Source organism: uncultured Bradyrhizobium sp., from assembly GCF_936928535.1.
GTDB lineage: Bacteria > Pseudomonadota > Alphaproteobacteria > Rhizobiales > Xanthobacteraceae > Bradyrhizobium.
In genome coordinates this window covers 1-14,879 of the sequence record NZ_CAKZHY010000103.1, presented here as the reverse complement: position 1 = coordinate 14,879, position 14,879 = coordinate 1, and the positions used below count along the sequence as shown (strand labels likewise).

Genomic DNA, 14,879 nt, shown 5'->3' with positions numbered 1-14,879 from the left:
TTGAGTTGGTTTGGAATTATGCAAAGTCGAGCACGTCAGCCACCGGCATGCGTGGCTTCTGCGGCCAGTTGCCTGCTCGCTCAGGCCCGACGGTCAGAAGCATGACCGGCACTTCGTCTCCGGCCAGACCGAACTCGCGGTGCACGGCTTCGGCGTCGAAGCCGATCATCGGCGTCGAACCCCAGCCCAAAGAGCGAGCCGCGTAGATGATCGCCGCTGCGCCGAATGTCGCGGAGCGTACCGCCTCATCGCGCTGCCGCTGGGGCTGATCGTCATACAGTCCGCGCGCAGGGATTTCCCAATCCGGCACTAGGTGCGCCGGCATAATTCCGGCTTCCACGACAGACGCCAGACGATCGGGAACGGTGCTGGCATCGGCCAATTGCCCGATGATGATAAAGGTAACGGCAGCGTCGAGGATCGCGGGCTGTTTCCAGGCAATCGGATGGAGCCGAGCCTTGGCCTCGGGCGTACGGACGGCGATGAACCGCCAGTTCTGCAGGTGGAAGGATGTCGGCGCGGACGTGCCGATCCGCACCAACTCGCGGATCTGATCGTCGCGCAGAGTGGCGGTAGGGTCGTAGTACTTGGCGGCACTGCGGCTTAGAATGGTTTCAATGACGACGTTCGTCGGCACCGGCTGGGCGGGCGAATGGGAAGGTTGGGATCCGGGAGTATTTCCGCCCGTCTTGGGCTGCGGGAAGATCTCAGCGATTGCGCTGGTCGCGGGTTCGGCGGCGATCGTGGCGATGCAGTTCATTAGGTGGCTCCTTCATCAAGTGATTACGGAGCCCAATTTACGGTTGGTCATGAAAACTTCGAGACTGGATCAGCTCAATACGATGCGCGAAAGGATCAAACTGGCGCGCGTCCGACGCAAGCCGTAGGTCTACTCACCCTTGTGTGCCACTCGGCGCCATTCCCCCGGTGTCATCCCCATTCTCTCGGCAAATACACGCCGGAATGCCGAAACGGATTGATACCCAACTGCCTCGGCGACAGCCTCGGTGCTAATGGCAGGTTTTTTCAACTCGTTGGAGGCCAGGCTCATGCGGAGATCGGTCAACAGGTCGAGGGCGGAGCAACCTAGCCTGTCTTGAAAGTGCCTCATGAACGTAGCGCGCGACATGCCGCACATCTCCGCCAATTCGGGCAGTTTCCAAGACCGCGCTGGATCGGCAAACATCGCCGCAATGGCTGGAGCCAGTCGCGGGTGACCGGCGAGGGCCAAGAGGCCTTCGGGCGCTTTCTCGGCTTCGCTCGCCGAGCGCAATACCAGGGTGAAAAGGGCTGAAGAAAGTGCGTCGAGAATAGCACGTCCTCCCGCTCTATCACCGGCGGACTCCATTCGCATGAGCTTCACCAAGCTGGCCAGTTGGTTGGAAGCGGAGCCGGTCCCGTCTTCTCCATTGCTGTTCATAGCCCGTGCGACCAGTTCCGCGGGCATGTAGTTGCGGATCAGCCGATCATGGGGTGGTGCGATGAAAAATCGCCCACACATCAGATCCAGTTGCTCGCCCTGCCCATCGTTTTGGCTTAACATCCATCCGGCGGAGCCTACGCTTTCGTGCGTACGTACTGGCGTCTGCCCACTACCGTCGTGCAGCACATGCGCCGCACCATGAGGCAGTAGCACGATATCCCCGCTCACCAGCTCCCGCGCCATTCTCGTCTCCGGATTCTCTAAAATGGCCCGGCCCTTGACTATGACGTGGTAAGGGATCTCGTTCGCCGCTGCCGGGCCCCAGGTGACACGCCACGGCGCACCATAGGCGCAGCGGACCTCGAGCTGGCCGGTGATGTGGATCAGTTGCAGGAGACGGCTAAGCCAATCGATTTGGGACATAAGATCTCGCTACCTTGGCCGGATCGCGTAGTCTATCGGAAGGAAGAAGCGCGGCGCTACGAGGACGGGCGCCTCAGGGAAATCGACGACAAACGCTGAAAAAGCTCTGCGAGTTTGCAGCGAATTGGGAAGAGCGCACCGATGCCAGCGGCGCCTCGCTCTGGCCGGGGCGGAAGGACACGCGCTCGGTAACGACCTCGCAGTCTTCAAAAGTGGGGTTGATGGTGAGCACGCGGCCATAGTAGTCGTGTTGGAGTGCAGGCACCGGGATTGCCTTGCCGTTAGGGCGGATATCCGCTTCCCGAACTACTTCGTGCGGGGGTGAAACTGGATCTTGTCCGTATCGCGCGGGGAGCCGTGATAATGATAGACCCAGCGCTTCCGGATCGCGCGTCGCTCGCCTGCCGTACGGTCGGGGCTCTTTCGGTGAATTGCGTGTATGACGGTATGACGCCACGGGTTCGGCGACGGGATTGGAGCGCAGTCTTGCGTTCACGACCGCCGTTTCAACGTCCAGCGCTTCAAGTTTTGCGGTCACTTCCGCAACCGGTAGCAATTAGACCGCCTGACTCACTGCGCTTCGAGCAGAGAAATTGATTGGGCGATTGCTTCCGCGGATATCATCGTGGCCAGCGGCCAGGCGCCGCGTTTACAGGCCGAACATATGACCGCACCGTCATCCCTTGTTCAACCAGAGAAAGATCTTGCAGCGCGGGCCGTTCCACAAATGAGTTAGAGCCCCAGTCGAACGCCGATTGACACCTTGGCCGGGTTAATCAGGGGTATGTTCGGTAGAGGCGGCCACATGGCCGAACTGACCGCAGTCTTAAACCCTTGCGCTCGGCTCCGCGAACGCGGCTGTAGCGGACTGTTGAATGTGCCCCAAAAGTATCGCGGCGGAGCCAGAAGCAATAGCAGCCAACACCAGACAAGCAAGGGCAAACGCGCGCATTTTCTATAACTCCAGGCTGCTTTGTCTCTAGGACGTGTAACGATAGAAGGTGGACGAGGGTCCGCGTTCGCGCGGGAGCTCAAATGCCTCGGTTTCGATCTCGATGAAGGTCCGCCCGAGCGTGCCGACAACTTGATAGAAGTCAGCGGATTTGGTCGCTTGGAGATCCGCGAAGAAGCGCCCAATCCATGGCGCAAGGTGCTCCTCAAAGAAGATTAGATCGGTGCCTGGAAGCGCTGAAATATCGCCACTCACCAAATTTGACATGATTTCGCAAAGGAAGCCGGCATGGTCCTCCGGTTCAGTCCAATCAGCCGACTTCATGATCCCAAGAAGCTGGAGTTTGTTACGAAGTCGAGCCAACGGACGACCGTACAGGGTGTCTGTCAGATAGTGCGAGGCATAGGGCAACAGTGCGTCCTCGTTCAGTCCGGAAAATAGATCAAAGTATTCGCGCGCGCCGCTTTCCTGACTGGACTGCCGAGCTGCCTCGGCCAATGCCGTATGCGCCTGGCCGATGGGGCTGGCATCACCGCGCAGATCAACCAAACCAGACAGGAGTTGCGCGTCGGGACTGCGCGAGAGTAGCGTAGCCAGCAGCGCGTATTCCCGCGCTCGCGCGGTATCGATCTCGCAAATGCCGCGTCTGGGCAAGGTTGTCTCCACCGCCGCATCCAATCCGCAAAAAACAGGTCGCCTAGATCTGATGAAACGGGACGGGTCAACGCGGCAATGCACTCCCATGCCGTCGGCTCCTCCCGCTCGTTTTCGCTGCAGGTGAGTTTCCGCTTTCTCCGGAAATCGATATTGCGAGCGGCACAACACCAGGACCAGCGAGAAGCGAATTGCTCCCTGCGATCTGTCCATCGAATGCCTGCTTTTCAGTGTTCAAAGACGGAGTCTCGGAGACGGCCATCAGATCCTCAAGTGTGTCTGGCAGCTGCTGGAGTCTGGTCGAGATCTGGGCAAGAACGTCAACGCCACGTTCCACGGGTGCCAGTGGGCCGAAGCCAGGGATGCCATTTGGATCGTTGAAATCCCACTGGTTCTCCGCAATCCCAATAAAATCCCGAATGGCGGGATCACTCGCCCAAGCCCTTCGCAGGGCCGCCCGGGTCAATTCCGCTGGCACACCAGCACGCAGGAATGCAACGAGGTCCGTATCCGCGGCAATTGATTCAATGGAAGGCAGGCTCGTCGGATCAAACGGCACTTCGCTCGCTGTCGATCCAGGCAGGGGATCGGAGCCGGCCAAATCTGCGTCGGCTCGCTCGGCGGCTTTCGCAGCCTGCTTCAACCGCGCCCAGCGCAGCAGTGGCCTATCCCGTTCACTCACCGAACACTCCCTTTTGCGGGTCGAGTTTGGTCGCGTCTTCGTTTGACAAAGGGACGTTCAACGTGATGGTCGGCGACAAACCGGTTGACGATTTCAGCGACGAATGACGGCATCGGAACAGCTTCGACCAGGTTGCTGCCCGCATCGTTAAAGGCTTCGCCCTCGGCCGGGTCAGCGGTAACGGCGAGCAATTCGTACGGTGGGTCCAATGCGGTCGGACGCATGTTGACCCATATGCTCGGCGTGCCAGAGGCGAGATTGTCGCGATAGTTGGTGGTCTCGGTGCGGTGCAATTCGACGACCGCCGCACCGGCGTAGAACAATGCCTTCTCGTCGTCGTCGCCGAGCCGCGTCCAGGCAGTGGCCGCGAGTCTTCCGGTAAACACAAGGACCGGACGCCAGAGAACGTCGGCCCAGACGCTCTTCGCCTTGCGTCGCTCGACCACGACTCCGACCGGGATGCGCATCATTGTAGTCGATATCAACTCGCACCTCCTCGATCTCGATCGACAGGTGATTGCGCTTCCTGTTCGCGGAGGTAGTCGTTCGTCGTACGAACGGTTGGCGCAGTTACACCGTACGATTCAAAGCTCTCTTCAGCGACGAAGGCAACACGGCAATCCCCGCACATCTTGATGGCATCGAGTCTTCGCGGCGAGCCGGCGTACATCCAGTGCTTGCCATCGAGTTTGGCCACTATCCGCTCGATGCTGCTCCTGACGCCGAATGGCTTGCCGCACCGGATGCAGCAAAACGGCTCTTCTTCCTTGATAACAAGGGAAGGCATCTTCGCGGCGTTGAAATTGATTCGCGGCACCAGCTTGATGACATGCTCCGGACATGTGGCCTGGCACAGGCCGCATTGCACACAGGCATCCTCGACAAATCGCAGCACAGGCCGTTCGGGGTCGTCACGCAAGGCGCTTGTCGGGCATGCCGAAACACAGGACAGGCACAGCGTGCAACCCGCGGCTTCGATTTCGACGGCACCCACGGGTGCTCCGGCAGGCAAGGCAACGATATCGGCCGGAGCCGGGGCCATACGGTGCAGTGCGAAAAACGCCTGACGCAGCACGTCCCGCTTTGTTCCGATCGCGAGAAAGCTCGCTGGCTGGGGCGCCGCCGGGAGAGACGGGATCTCGCGAAGCATGTCGAGCAGAACGTCCGGGTCATCTGTTTCGATCGTCGCGACCCGGCTCGCGCCGAATCCAAGCCCGGCGAGGGTCATATCTGCGAGGACCATTGTCCGCGTTAATCCCGAGACGTCATGGCACGGTTTTGCCCGCAACAGGAACCGCACCGCTGATGCACCGTAGGCGAAAGCGGACGCGATCATTTCCAGTCCGATCTGCGTCGTCTCGTTCACCGCGAACGGCAGCACATTGGCCGGCAGCCCATCGCCGAACCGCGACAACGCGTTGATCAGCGGTGAGCCGTGCGCCTCATCATGTACGAGTATAATGGCCCGCTCGCCGCCGGCCTGCCGATAAGCAATCATCATCGCGCGCAGCCGACGGACAAGCGCGTCCTCCGACGGAAGCGCATACGATGCCGCGCCCGTCGGGCAGGCGGCAGCGCATTGGCCGCAGCCCGCGCAAATGTCTGCGTCGATTGCCACGTGGTCTCCCGACGGCGTGATCGCCCCCGCCGGACAGAGATTGAGACACCGTGTACAGCCGGTTCGTTGTGAACGCGAGTGTGCGCACAGCCTGGCTTCGAAATTGATGTAGCGGGGCTTCTCAAAGCTGCCGACAAGATCGCGCGCCCTCAGCGCGGCTTGCAGTACGGCCGCTCGATTGCCGGGATCCGCGCGCAAATAGCCTTCGCGAAGGTCGGCTGCCGCAAACAGCGGAGTGCCACCGGTCAAATCAAGGATGATATCGCAAGTCGAGCGGGTATTATTGCGAGAGGGGGCAAAGGTCATTGTTCGGCGCCAGGATGGCGCGGCCTCCGCGAAATCGTCGACCATGAGCTGGAATGCGCCAAAATGTCCCTTGGCGCTCGTGACCTTGCCTTTGGCCACCGGAAAGAGGGGGCTGCGCGTTGGAGCAATAGCTCCCGGCGGCTCGACCAGCACCGTGACGTCGAGATGATCCTTCAACAGATTTCCGGCCTCGATCGCCGCCTCGTCGCGACCGTAGATGAGAATGACGCCATCGCTTTTCAGCTCGACTAACGGTGCTACCGGCACCGGTTCGGCTGCCAGTGCCAGCAGTGCCGCCATCTTCGGGCCGGCGGCGTCCGCCTCGCTGGACCAGCCAGCGCTCTCGCGGATATTTGCAAACTGTATCGAGCTCTTTCGGTCGAGTTCCGCAGCAATATCGGTGAACAATCTCGCCTGCTGTGTACATCCAACGGTCAGCGGACGGTCCTCAGATGCGACCTCCTTGAAGCGATCTATCTCTGCACTGCAGAGCCGCGTTGTCGACGTCGTGCCGTGGTGGCAGCCGCGGCGGATGGCAGCCGCGTCGAGCGGCATCGTGTTCTCGCAGGAGCAGATCAGGAGGTGCCGGACGCGATCCTCAGAGGTCACCATGACTTGCATCCTCGTTGATTGCCTGGCGGCAACGGCGGGAACTCGAGAAGTGATTTGGTCAACTCGAATGCCATCCCCCGCACTCACTCGGCTGGGGCGCCGCGGTTTGTCTCTCTTCCTAGGCCCTCGGCGAGCCAGTGATCATGATGTTCGCGCGCCCAATTGAGATCGACCTCACCCGTTCCCATCGCTTCGAACGCGCCTTCCATCCCGAGCGTGCCGATATAGATGTGGGCCAAAATCAGCGCGATGAACAGAACAGCGATGACCGCGTGAGCCACCTGCGCAAGCTGTATGTCAGCAACGTTGGTGCGGTAAAATGGAAAGAGCAACATGAAACCGGACACTGAGAGGGCGAGGCCGGCTGTAACGGACAGCCAATACACCATCTTCTCGCCGAGATTGAACCGTCCCGCGGGCGCGTGCCTAGATTCGGTGAAGCCGCCGCCCTGCTTGACCCACTCGACATCAACCCTTGCCGGCAGATTGTCACGAAAGAAGATCACCATGATCAGGACCAGCCCGATCATGAAAGCGAAGCTGGTGAAATTATGCAGGTATTTGGCGATCTGGGAGACATCGGAGAAGATCTCCGGGCCTACGATCGGCATCAGCAAGATCTTGCCAAAGGTAATGTTCAAGCCCGTCAAACCTAGAATGACGAAGGAAGCCGCAGTCAGCCAATGTGAAAAGCGTTCAAACGCCCTGAACCGGAGAACTTTCTGTCCGGAACGACCCGCCGCAATGCGAATGCGGCCCAGGATCAGATAAGCAAGCGCCAGTAGCGCACCCATTCCCAAGATCACGATCGCGCCCCCCCAATGCAGCAGGACTTCATGGAAATACTCCCATGTTCGTCCCGCGGGCTGCATCAGCACGCTGGCTTTGACATCGGGAATATCGATGCGGCCCTCAACACGAGGCGCCTGTTCGAGCAATGTGCGCTGGTTGACGACACTGGCATCCGGGTTTGGAGCACCGTCCGGCCCGAGCTTTTGGCCGCATACAGGCGCAGCGACAATGCCGAGCATCAACAGGACGAACGTTACGAGGCGAATGCGTGCGAACAACGACATGACAATAACCTTGTTAGTCCTCGCGTTTCTCGCGTGGGTCGCATTGATCGATCGTTCAGGTCTTGACATCCTCGTGATAGGCTGTCTCCCAGCCCCAAGCACCTGAGCCGTATCCGCGCTTGTTGACACGCTCTTCATAGAGTTGCGCGATGATATCGCCGTCTCCGGCCAGCAGCGATTTTGTCGAGCACATTTCGGCGCAAAGCGGCAATTTGCCTTCACCAAACCGGTTCGATCCGTATTTCTTGTACTCTTCGGGGCTGCCAGGTGACTCAGACCCTCCGCCGCCGGCGCAGTACGTGCACTTGTCCATTTTTCCACGCGTGCCGAAATTACCGACCTGCGGATACTGCGGAGCGCCGAATGGGCAGGCATAGAAGCAGTAACCGCAACCGATACATTGGTCCTTGTTGTGGAGGACAATGCCATCGTCAGTCGGGTAGATGCATTGCACCGGACACACCGTCGCACAGGGGGCGTCGGTGCAATGCATGCATGCCATCGATACCGAACGCTCCCCGGGCTTGCCATCATTAATAGTGACCACCCGTCGACGATTGATGCCCCAGGGGACTTCATTCTCGCTCTTGCAGGCGGTGACGCAGGCATTGCAATCGATGCATCGATCCGCGTCACACAGAAATTTCATGCGTGCCATCGAGTTTCCTTTCAAGCGGCGATGATCTGGCAAAGGGTGGCCTTCGGCTCCTGCATCCCCGTCGCAGGATCGTATCCATAGGTAGTCAGCGTATTGACGCTCTCTCCGAGCACGATCGGGTCAGCGCCCTTCGGATATTTGGCGCGCAGGTCGGCACCCTCGAACCAGCCAGCGAAATGAAAGGGCATCCAGGCAACGCCCTTGCCGACGCGTTCGGTCACCAGCGCTTTCATCCGGGCGCGCGAGCCATTCTCGGCGCCAGTTACCCATACCCAGCCGCCGTCCTTGATGGCGCGCTCTGCTGCATCCGCCGGATTTATCTCGACGTACATGTGCTGCTTCAATTCGGCGAGCCATTTGTTGGAGCGGGTTTCCTCGCCGCCGCCCTCGTATTCTACCAGCCGACCGGAGCTCAGGATCAGTGGAAACTGCTTCGAGATGCCACGATCCACGGCGGCCTTCTGCACGGAAAATCCGATGTTCGGCACGCGGAACTGCTTGGCGTCAGGCAACGTCGGGTAATCTGCGACGAGATCCGGTCGAGGCGTGTAGATTGGCTCCCGATGCACCGGAACGGGATCGGGAAGATTCCAGGCGATCATGCGTGCCTTACCGTTGCCATAAGGCGAGCAGCCATGCTCGATCGCCACGCGCTGGATTCCGCCGGAAAGATCGATCGACCACGACACCGCATCCGGCTTGGTGGGATTGATGCGCCGGATCACTTCCATTTCCTGGGGTGTCAGGTCCTTGTCCCAACCGAGCTTCTTCAGCACACCGAGCGTGAACTCCGGATATCCGTCCTTGATTTCGGAGCCGGCGGAATAAGAGCCTTCGGCAAGCAGGTTGTCGTGCTCCTCCCGTTCGACCTCCAACCCGTTCTCGATCACCTTGCGCTTGGCGATCCGCTCGACGCCAAATCGGGCGCGGAATGTGCCGCCGCCATCTTTGACCGGAAGGCTGGTGTCGTAGAGGATCGCCGTTCCCGGATGCCTGAACTCCGGTGTTCCCCAGCATGGCCAGGGCAATCCGTAATAGTCCCCTCCAACTTCCGGGTCATCCTTTGGTGCGCGCATTGTCACCAGGTCGAACTTCGCCTGGTTTCGCATGTGCGCTTTGAGTCGCTCCGGAGACTGTCCGCAGTAGCCCGTCGACCATCCGCCACGGTTGATCTCCCGCAAGATATCCTCCGCTGAGACCGCCCCATGTTCGACTTTGATGTTCTTGAACATCAAGTCCGCAAAGCCGAACTTGCGCGCGAACATGTACATCGTGTCGTAATCGTTCTTCGATTCGAAAACCGGCTCGACGAATTTCTCGCCCCACTGCAGCGAACGATTTGATGCCGTGCGCGAGCCATCCATTTCAAAGCTAGTGCAGGCGGGAAGGAGATAGGTACCGTTCGTTCGTTCCGACAACACCGACCACGCAGTAGGATAGGGATCGCACACCACCAAGAGCTCGAGCTTTTCCATCCCGCGCACCGCTTCCGGCATCCTGGTGATCGTGTTGACGCCATGTCCCATGACGAACATGGCTTGCACGGAGTTGGGCTGACTGATCTGATCCTTCGGGAGCAAGGTCGCGTCGAACCAGCGCGTGCTTGGAATACCCGGTGTTTCCATCAGCAGTTTGTTGGGAAAACGGGATTCCATCCAGTTATAATCGACTTCCCACACCCGGCACCAATGGCGCCAGGCTTCTTCGGTTAGACCATAGTAGAGCGGCAGCGACGTGACATCGAGGCCCAGATCGGTCGCGCCCTGCACATTGGTGTGACCCCGAAAGATATTGGCGCCCGTGCCTGGCTGACCGACGTTGCCCGTGACAAGCAGTAGAATACAGCTTGCGCGGACGTTGGCGGTTCCGGTCGTGAACTGCGTCTGCCCCATTGCCCAGATCAGTGTTGCAGGCTTCTCCTTGGCGAACAGCTCGGCGATGCGTCTGACCTGCGCCTCGGGCAGTCCGGTGACTCGTTCGACTTCTCTTGGATTCCACTTCGCAGCCTGTTCGCGGATCTCGTCGACGCCGTAAACCCGCTGACTCAGGAATTCCTTGTCCTCCCAGCCGTTCTCGAAAATATGCCACAGCATCCCATAGATCGTGGCGATGTGCGTCCCAGGCCGAACCCTAACATATTCGGTCGCATGCGCGGCCGTCCGCGTCAGCCGCGGGTCCACCACGATCATATTGGCGCGGTTGAGCTCCTTGCCCTCCAGTATGTGTTGCAAGGAAACCGGATGCGCCTCGGCGGGATTCCCGCCCATCAACAAAATCGTCTTGGAGTTGCGGATATCGTTGTAACTGTTCGTCATTGCGCCATAGCCCCAGGTATTGGCTACGCCGGTGACGGTGGTGGAGTGGCAAATACGGGCCTGATGATCGGAATTGTTGGTTCCCCAAAAAGCCGCTAACTTGCGGTTAAGATAAGCGGCCTCGTTGGTGAACTTGGCTGAACCAAGCCAATAGACGGAATCGGGCCCAGACTTCTGTCTGATCTCAAGTAGCTTGTCGCCAATCTCGTTGACGGCCGTTTCCCAGGAGATGCGGATCCACTGGCCACCGACGAGCTTCACGGGATAACGCAGGCGGCGCTCGCTCAAGACGTCGTCGCGGACTGCGGCTCCCTTGCAGCAATGCGAGCCACGATTGATTGGACTGTCATAGTCTGGCTCCTGCCCGATCCAGACGCCGTTCGAGACCTTGGCGATCACCGAGCATCCGACCGAACAGTGCGTACAGACGTTTTTTCGCGTTACAACGGTTGCGCCCCGCGCGGGCGGCGGACCGGCCTGCGCCTTGCGTATGCCGTCGAGCGGAAGGGAACCGAGTGCGGCCAATGCTCCAACAGCGAGGCCTGATCGCTTGAGGAAATCACGACGCTGCAGTTCCACGCTTGATATTGACGTGTCGCCATCAAGCCTACTTTCAGAACGTTCTTCTGACTTCTTCATCAACACAGCGTCGTTCCCTCATCGGTCAGGATAGCTATTGACGCGATAGAAGTTACGGACCTCCGGTGAGTCTCCCTGATAACGAGACCGTCGCTTGTTTTTGAGATCAACGGGGTGCGCCAAAGCCTCTTTCGATAGTGGAGACCCGATCAACGCCAAGCCGGTGCCGGCGAGGGCGTAACGAAACAGGTCGCGCCGAATGATCGTTCCCTTGAGATAATCTTTCATCGAGCACGTTTCCGACGAAAATCTCGCTGCCACGCATAACCTCATTGAGATCGCGCGCTGGATAGCGGCTCGGCGCAATCGCTTCAATCGACGTCAAGGCGACCGCCCGTTCGGCCAGCCCGTTGGACCTTAGGATCGGATGCAGTAGGCGAAACTGGAAATTCCCTTTAGACATACATTCGATAATTCATGGGTATCATCGTCCAAGGCGCTGTGCGTGCGGTAAGCGTCTTTGACGAAGCGTCACCGCAGGTTTGCCGGTGCAGTCATAACCCGCACGAATAACTCAAAGATACCGAGGACGACTACCGACGTCGCCATGCCAACACTTCGTCGACAACATCCCTGTATTCGGGGCTGTCGACATGCTCAGCCGATAACCTGCTGTCATCGATTGCATGATGAAGAAGCATGATCGCCGCGGCGCGGCGCGAGCTAGTCTTCGAGACTGTTCATTGGCCACTACTGACCGAGACGGTCGGCGTCACGGCCTACATTGTCTCCAACCCGAATAATCGTTTGCGGTCTACAGCAGAGGATCAAATGCCCCGTATTGTCATTCCGAAGCGCGAGGAGGCCCCCGCTGAATCCAAGCCGATCCTCGACAACGTCGACAAGGTGCTGGGCTTCGTGCCCAACCTGCATCGCCTCATGTCCATCAGCCCTAACGCGCTCTCCGGTTGGGCTAACCTGATGAAATCGCTTTCAAAGACGTTGGACGTCAAGACGAGAGACGGAATCGCGCTGGCGGTGTCGGAGGCGGACGGGTGTGACTACTGCCTGGCCGCGCACAGCTTTACCGCGGGCAACCTGGCCAAAATCTCGGCGGATGAAATCGAGCTGAACAGGGAGGGCCGCTCGAGCGACACTAAGCGCCAGGCTGCGATCGCCTTCGCGAAAGCGCTCATCGAGACGCGGGGCAAAGTTTCCGACGCCCAGTTTGCGGCGGTCAGGGACGCGGGATGGACAGACGCCAACATCGTCGAGATGATAGCACTGACTGCCCAGTTCCTGTTGACCAACTTCATGAACAATGCGGCGCAGACCCCGATCGATTTTCCCGAGGTCAATCCTGCCAAGGCAACCTAGCGCGACGTGCCCTCCTTAAAGAGGGGAGGACTAAGGAAGCCATTGTCTCGACGATCTCTGCGACTTGGTGTTAGACAAACGTAGCGAAGATGCCAGACCGACCGAGTTCGGGCGAGATGACGAAGTCGTAGAAGGCAGCCGCGACGTGTCGATCGGCATCACGTCGCTCGAACGGTGCGGAGAACATCGCCTCTATCAGCGCGGCCAGACTCATAAGGTTTGTCGCCAAACCTTATGAGTTGTCGTTTGGGCAAGCACGATCCAATCAGCAAGCACCCGGACGAGCTTTCTGAATGCTGTACGGACAAACGGAGCATCGAGCGGTCGCGATCACTGCGAAGGAATTTCAGCCAGATATTATGGTTCTTGCGCCACCGGCTGAAGGGATGCTTTAGCCTCCCCAGTTCTTGTAGGGACTATCCACCAGAGGATCCGGCTGGTCGTGGAAGTAGACCGGTGAACGAGGCCCGGCGTGCGCACCATAGGGCCCCGGCATAGGCACCATATGGAACCGGGCTCATGATCACGACGGGATAATCGGGACGAGTAACGGGGTGTTTACGGTGTTGGTAGTGGTCCGTCGCGGCATTTGCCGAGGAACACAGGGCAATGAGAAAGCCTAAGCTCAAAAAGGGACGCATCGGATCACCTCCAAGGAACACGGGTGTTGACTTAAGGAGCGGCCCCGCACGCACAAGCGGCACGAACTTTCACGAGCCGCCGCATCACGCGGGTTTTTCGTGCCCATAACCTGATAAGAAACCATGTCTAATCAAATCGACTTTGCCAGGTTTCTAACCGCAACGCTTACCGCCGCTTCCACGAAACTAGTTGCAGAGGGCCCGCAAGACCGACACGGCTGGCCGGCCATTAAATCGCAGACGACAATCTGTCCGAAAGGCATTGGGCTCGCATCGATACCGTGTCCGATCCGCTCGCTCCGAAATTGCAGCTCGCGTCACGCGAGGCTCCGAGTGCGAGCTGACCATGCGACCCTTTCTTAGCTCGCCGCTCGTAATCATCGGCAAGGATCTTAAGGTGACTAGCGATCGCTGAGTCGGTCATGGTTTGGGCTGCGCGGAGCCAAGTCCATGCTGTCTCTAAATATGCCTTGCCTCGTTGTGAGATCTGGACCATCACGAGGCCCTCGCGCGGTTCTCTGGCAGCTGGTTGAAGGTGATCTGGAACCAACCCACCCAATTCCGATCACTTTCCCTGCGAGCTCTGAAACGATCGACGCACTTCTTGGAACAAAGAGGTGTTCGCCACGAGTAGTGCCGCACGAGACCAAACTTGCCATCACAAACTGCGCATCGCGCGGCACTGCAGGATCTAAGACTTTCGGACCAGTTGGGCATTGTAGTCTCCTCTGGGCTTTATCGCAGCTGTTCGTCGATCATCCTTTTTTCACGATCGCACTTCATGAGGCCATGCGCTTTTCCAATGTATGCATGCTAGGACGGTTGCGATGACCAACTCAATTGAACGTTTAGTCGTCGCGTCATCTGAATGGTGTTACATAACGATACGAAGGTTTAAGGCATTCCCCCTTAATGCCGACCACTTCCGTATTGAGTTTTGGCTGTGCGCAAACGGACGAAACCAACCTTGGCCGACAATCGTTCCGGCCGCGCGTTTCAGCGAACGCATTGACCACATGGACCAAGTTGTCGTCGCTTACCTAATCCTCCAGCCATCCGGCAAGAGCGATACGGATGGAACGCTTTGCTGAAGCGGCAGACTAGATCCCGGCTGCCCCCGAATTAGGAAATCGGAGAAGGGTCCACGTATCCAAAGATCCAAATTGTCACTTGGGGATCACCACAGCTTAGTCACTGCCACCAGATCTGAGTGCGGATTGTCTAAATGTTTCTGTAGGCGTCCTGCCCAATTTGCAAAATCGCGACTTTCTTCGCTCTCTTATTTGGTTCGGCATCCGGTCGGCGAAGTCCCCACCGACTCGCGCGAGGACGAGCTGGTCTACGTGGTGCGGGGGCAGCTAATAGCGCGGTCGGCGATGCCCGCATCGAGGTGGGGACGGCTGTCCAGACGGATGCTGTCCTGGGAGCCTGAGCGCATCATCTACGCTCGCCGTCGTTGGCACGACGCAACAGCGCCGCTGAGCTGCGCAGCTGCGCAGCGCATTTAGGTAAGCGCTAAGCCGGCACCCTCGGTTCGACGTTAGATTAGATGTGCGAAGAAGC

Annotated in this window: 13 protein-coding genes; 1 reads left to right on the top strand and 12 read right to left on the bottom strand. The window is 58.9% G+C overall.

All coding sequences use genetic code 11. The features are described from left to right. Positions 1-16: 16 nt before the first annotated feature. The 11 genes from Q0687_RS22365 to Q0687_RS22315 all read right to left on the bottom strand — a co-directional run bounded on the left by Q0687_RS22365 (position 17) and on the right by Q0687_RS22315 (position 11,586). Positions 17-760 carry a nitroreductase family protein gene (locus tag Q0687_RS22365; protein ID WP_298881438.1) on the bottom strand — a complete coding sequence of 248 codons (744 nt, stop codon included), beginning with the start codon at positions 758-760 and terminating at the stop codon, positions 17-19. Between the two features lie 129 nt (positions 761-889). Further along, positions 890-1,846, bottom strand: coding sequence for an AraC family transcriptional regulator (locus Q0687_RS22360; protein ID WP_298881435.1), 957 nt, complete (start codon positions 1,844-1,846; stop codon positions 890-892). Between the two features lie 73 nt (positions 1,847-1,919). Then, positions 1,920-2,384, bottom strand: coding sequence for a hypothetical protein (locus Q0687_RS22355; protein WP_298881432.1), 465 nt, complete (start codon positions 2,382-2,384; stop codon positions 1,920-1,922). Positions 2,385-2,825: 441 nt separating this feature from the next. Next, a complete protein-coding gene (locus Q0687_RS22350) occupies positions 2,826-3,452 on the bottom strand; it encodes a molecular chaperone TorD family protein (protein ID WP_298881429.1) in 627 nt (208 codons plus the stop codon). Between the two features lie 67 nt (positions 3,453-3,519). Beyond that, complete coding sequence (locus tag Q0687_RS22345) at positions 3,520-4,134, bottom strand: DUF3306 domain-containing protein (protein WP_298881426.1); 615 nt, start codon at positions 4,132-4,134, stop codon at positions 3,520-3,522. Beyond that, on the bottom strand, positions 4,131-4,604 hold the full coding sequence (locus Q0687_RS22340) for a DUF3305 domain-containing protein (RefSeq protein WP_298881423.1): 474 nt from the start codon (positions 4,602-4,604) through the stop codon (positions 4,131-4,133). Before Q0687_RS22340 ends, Q0687_RS22345 begins: the two co-directional genes overlap by 4 nt. 11 nt (positions 4,605-4,615) lie before the next feature. After that, complete coding sequence (locus Q0687_RS22335; protein WP_298881499.1) at positions 4,616-6,613, bottom strand: 4Fe-4S dicluster domain-containing protein; 1,998 nt, start codon at positions 6,611-6,613, stop codon at positions 4,616-4,618. A 140-nt stretch (positions 6,614-6,753) separates the two neighbouring features. Then, on the bottom strand, positions 6,754-7,746 hold the full coding sequence (locus tag Q0687_RS22330; RefSeq protein WP_298881420.1) for a formate dehydrogenase subunit gamma: 993 nt from the start codon (positions 7,744-7,746) through the stop codon (positions 6,754-6,756). Between the two features lie 55 nt (positions 7,747-7,801). Continuing rightward, positions 7,802-8,404 carry a formate dehydrogenase FDH3 subunit beta gene (fdh3B, locus tag Q0687_RS22325; RefSeq protein ID WP_298881418.1) on the bottom strand — a complete coding sequence of 201 codons (603 nt, stop codon included), beginning with the start codon at positions 8,402-8,404 and terminating at the stop codon, positions 7,802-7,804. Positions 8,405-8,415: 11 nt separating this feature from the next. Beyond that, entirely contained in the window at positions 8,416-11,358 is a 2,943-nt protein-coding gene (locus tag Q0687_RS22320; protein ID WP_298881498.1) for a molybdopterin-dependent oxidoreductase, read from the bottom strand. A gap of 18 nt (positions 11,359-11,376) precedes the next feature. Then, positions 11,377-11,586, bottom strand: coding sequence for a formate dehydrogenase (locus Q0687_RS22315; protein ID WP_298881417.1), 210 nt, complete (start codon positions 11,584-11,586; stop codon positions 11,377-11,379). A 543-nt stretch (positions 11,587-12,129) separates the two neighbouring features. Between Q0687_RS22315 and Q0687_RS22310 the strand changes: the two genes are divergently transcribed. Then, positions 12,130-12,675 carry a carboxymuconolactone decarboxylase family protein gene (locus tag Q0687_RS22310; RefSeq protein WP_298881497.1) on the top strand — a complete coding sequence of 182 codons (546 nt, stop codon included), beginning with the start codon at positions 12,130-12,132 and terminating at the stop codon, positions 12,673-12,675. A gap of 70 nt (positions 12,676-12,745) precedes the next feature. Here the strand turns inward: Q0687_RS22310 and Q0687_RS22305 are convergent, their stop codons facing one another. Continuing rightward, complete coding sequence (locus Q0687_RS22305) at positions 12,746-12,889, bottom strand: hypothetical protein (protein WP_298881415.1); 144 nt, start codon at positions 12,887-12,889, stop codon at positions 12,746-12,748. Between the last annotated feature and the right edge of the window lie 1,990 nt (positions 12,890-14,879).

Bases quoted from the DNA above. Each gene is read 5' to 3' on its own strand.
- Q0687_RS22365 (WP_298881438.1), bottom strand. From the start codon at position 760: ATGAACTGCATCGCCACGATCGCCGCCGAACCCGCGACCAGCGCAATC.
- Q0687_RS22360 (WP_298881435.1), bottom strand. From the start codon at position 1,846: ATGTCCCAAATCGATTGGCTTAGCCGTCTCCTGCAACTGATCCACATC.
- Q0687_RS22340 (WP_298881423.1), bottom strand. From the start codon at position 4,604: ATGATGCGCATCCCGGTCGGAGTCGTGGTCGAGCGACGCAAGGCGAAG.
- Q0687_RS22335 (WP_298881499.1), bottom strand. From the start codon at position 6,613: ATGCCGCTCGACGCGGCTGCCATCCGCCGCGGCTGCCACCACGGCACG.
- Q0687_RS22330 (WP_298881420.1), bottom strand. From the start codon at position 7,746: ATGTCGTTGTTCGCACGCATTCGCCTCGTAACGTTCGTCCTGTTGATG.
- fdh3B (WP_298881418.1), bottom strand. From the start codon at position 8,404: ATGGCACGCATGAAATTTCTGTGTGACGCGGATCGATGCATCGATTGC.
- Q0687_RS22320 (WP_298881498.1), bottom strand. From the start codon at position 11,358: ATGAAGAAGTCAGAAGAACGTTCTGAAAGTAGGCTTGATGGCGACACG.
- Q0687_RS22315 (WP_298881417.1), bottom strand. From the start codon at position 11,586: ATGAAAGATTATCTCAAGGGAACGATCATTCGGCGCGACCTGTTTCGT.
- Q0687_RS22310 (WP_298881497.1), top strand. From the start codon at position 12,130: ATGCCCCGTATTGTCATTCCGAAGCGCGAGGAGGCCCCCGCTGAATCC.
- Q0687_RS22305 (WP_298881415.1), bottom strand. From the start codon at position 12,889: ATGAGTCTGGCCGCGCTGATAGAGGCGATGTTCTCCGCACCGTTCGAG.